Genomic DNA, 2,983 nt, shown 5'->3' on the forward strand with positions numbered 1-2,983 from the left:
CTGTGCGTGGTGTCCTCTCACTAATAGGAGAAAAACAGGGTGTGAAGCGGAACTGTTTTTGAAAAATCCGAAAAATATTTTGAGGGGTTTTTCAGCGGCGCAAGCCGCATAAGCAGGGTTTGGGGAAGGCACTCCCCAACAAGATTCCCGCAGGGGCAAAATGAGCGATAAGCGAATTTTGGCACCTCGGTAAAATCTTGCTCTAAGAAACTGCCGGCCTGCCGTTCACTTGCTACTGCCACTTTTTCAGAAAATCTATAACCAGCTTTTTTTATAAAAGGCTGCGGGCTGGCGTTTTTCCCTTACTCCCTACAAACCACAAAAGAGCAGAATGGACGGACTTTCCGGCAAGAACTTTTCCGGCGGCTCGGTCTTTCCCGACAATAAGGCGTTTCGGAAGCTGCGTTTTGCCCGCTGTCTGAAAAAAATGGCAGCCTTTTTTGGTTTCACTGTCTAATACGGAACTTTTGGAAATTTGCCAAAAATGGACGCAAAAAAAGCAGCAAATCTTTTTCGGATTTACTGCTTCATGTGCCGCTGCGGTGCGGCGGGATGGATATTCAGTTGAAATAAAAGAGGATGGTGGTACTTTAGTCTATCGACTCTTTACTAACTATTAGGTAATCTTGAAAGATTTTCCTTGAATTTATCTAAAGAATGTTCATTGTTTCCCGCAAAAATAAGTGGAATTGTATATTCATATGATATGCCATTTTCATAGTCCGATAATTGTATTTTTATAGTATCATCCCTCTCATCTTTAGGTGCTATATATATGAATGAATTTTTATTTATATCAGATATTTTCCCTTTTTCAGAAGAAACAGTATAACCCCAGTCTGTTAAATTTGTCTTTATTGTAACTTCTGTTTCTGTTTCTTTTCTAGTCTGCAATGCTGTTTTATCGATTTGGATATCAAAAGGAGTCGAACCTAACAATTCACTGTTTATATTTACAAGTTCTTCTCCATTTGTTTTAGAAATATTAGATTCATCTTCATAATTTTGTTGAGATTCATCTTTTGGTGTTTCTCTGTTACATCCTAATAAAAAGCATAAAATAATTAGTACTAATACAGAAAGTTGTTTTTTTTGCATTTATTTCTCCTTTCATATTATCAAAGAAAGCACTGAGAGTACTTTCAAGAAATTTTGAAATATTCTCAATGCTTTCTATTTTTTGATTATAAACTTGCCGGTAATGATACTATGTTAATTTATCTCTTTCGCGTAACCTTTGTTGCAATATACACATGCACCATTCACCCATTTGTGAGACATTTCAATCGTCTCAACTTCATAAATGCTTACTTCTCCACAAATTAAACATTGTTTGTAATTATATACATGACGTGTCGCACATTTATCCCAGTCATCATATATACCAGGCATTTCATCTTCATATCCATAGTACTGGGGAGAACCCCAACTATGAGTATGAGCGGCAAATACAGTCATTGGAGCAGCTACAATTCCAGCTACTACTGAAAGTGCTAAAATAGATTTTCTTAAATTCATAAGTTCCTCCCTTTCCTTAAAAATACATAGCTCTTTGTTACATTGTCATTTTAACATAATAATTGGTAAAATGCAATAATTTATTTTCTATTTACGAGAAAATACTGTGCATATTATCTTATTTAGGAATAGTTAAGGCGGCTACCTAAATCTTTTTATTACTTTACCGCACATGAGCATTAGCGCCGGGATTGTCATTCCCATATCCTTCCAGAAGGTTTACGACACCCCACACGCCAAGACCTGCACCGATTGCGACTACAAGAGTTTTTAAAGTTGTAATTGCACTGCTAAAAAATGCCATATACATTCACCAAAACTGACTTTTTTCAGGTGTTTACGGGAATGAAAAAACACCGACTAAAAAGCCGGCGCACCTAATGTCAGTTATTCCTTTCCTTATTATTTTTCGTTCATTCCCAAGGTTACTCCGACAGATCTACTTGAATTACTTCCACCTCTTCTTCAGATTTCGGTGTGTACTGCGGATTTAACTCTTTCTCAACCTTGTATCGGTTCTTCTCGTTTTCATCTGCAAGAAGCCGATAGTTTTTGTGTTTCGTAATATCATATTTGTCTGAGAAAAATGGTCTGGCACCACGAATCTGCAGGATACATTTTCCTCCATCCATGACTGCAATCTCGTCCTCTGTCATCAACTGTTTCCCCAGTTTCTGATAATTCAGTCCAAAAGATTTCTGATTGCTTCTTGTCTCCGAAGTGTTATACAGGTCAATGGTTTCCTTACCCAGAAGCTCACTCATTTCCTTTAATGTGGTCTTCTCTTTCCCACCAAGGAATAAAGTCGTATCACAGTTGCCCAGAATGGTATCTGCACTATCCTTATACATTGCCTTTAACTGGCTCTGTGACTGCAAAATAATAGAAGCAGAGATTTCCCTGCTTCGGATGGTTGCGATCAGCTTGTCAAACTGAGGAATTTGTCCGATGTTGGCAAACTCATCAGCGATGACACGCACATGCACCGGAAGTCTGCCGCCATATTCATCATCTGCCTTGTCGCAAAGCAGATTGAAAAGCTGTGACTGCAGCATCGCAATCACAAAGTTGAATGTGGTATCCGTATCGGACATAATCAGAAACAAGGCTGTTTTCCTGTCTCCGATCTTATCCAGTTCCATTTCATCGTAAGACATGATCTCACGAAGCTCTGCGATATCAAATGGGGCAAGTCTGGCACCACAGGAAATCAAAATCGACTTCGCCGTTTTGCCAGCCGCCATTTTGTATTTTTTATACTGTCTGACCGCAAAGTGCTGCGGATCTCTTTCTTCCAGTTCCTGGAACATCATATCTACCGGGTTCTGGTAAGTTTCATCCTCTTCACGGGTTTCACTTTCATTCAGAAGATCCAGAAGAGTATTCAGATTCTTCTCCTCTTCATCACCCTCATACCAGATGAAGGCAATCAGTGCTGTGTACAGCAGTTTCTCCGTCAGGCTTA

Annotated in this window: 5 protein-coding genes; 1 reads left to right on the plus strand and 4 read right to left on the minus strand. The window is 39.1% G+C overall.

Annotated features, from left to right (window positions below):
- The first annotated feature begins 331 nt into the window (after positions 1–331).
- Entirely contained in the window at positions 332–457 is a 126-nt protein-coding gene (locus AC075L_RS20835; protein ID WP_007037420.1) for a hypothetical protein, read from the plus strand.
- Between the two features lie 152 nt (positions 458–609).
- Here the strand turns inward: AC075L_RS20835 and AC075L_RS20840 are convergent, their stop codons facing one another.
- From AC075L_RS20840 to AC075L_RS20855, 4 genes are all read right to left on the minus strand, one after another.
- Positions 610–1,098 (minus strand): hypothetical protein, encoded by a 489-nt coding sequence (locus tag AC075L_RS20840; protein WP_002569239.1) that lies wholly within the window; start codon positions 1,096–1,098, stop codon positions 610–612.
- A gap of 114 nt (positions 1,099–1,212) precedes the next feature.
- Positions 1,213–1,518, minus strand: coding sequence for a hypothetical protein (locus AC075L_RS20845; RefSeq protein ID WP_002569240.1), 306 nt, complete (start codon positions 1,516–1,518; stop codon positions 1,213–1,215).
- A gap of 163 nt (positions 1,519–1,681) precedes the next feature.
- Positions 1,682–1,822 (minus strand): Maff2 family mobile element protein, encoded by a 141-nt coding sequence (locus AC075L_RS20850; protein ID WP_029732077.1) that lies wholly within the window; start codon positions 1,820–1,822, stop codon positions 1,682–1,684.
- 121 nt (positions 1,823–1,943) lie between these two features.
- Positions 1,944–2,983, minus strand: a 1,040-nt coding sequence (locus AC075L_RS20855) for a VirD4-like conjugal transfer protein, CD1115 family (RefSeq protein ID WP_476388125.1), incomplete at its 5' end; no start/stop codon positions are given.

Source organism: Blautia sp. ZXY-1-B12 (genome assembly GCF_056339915.1).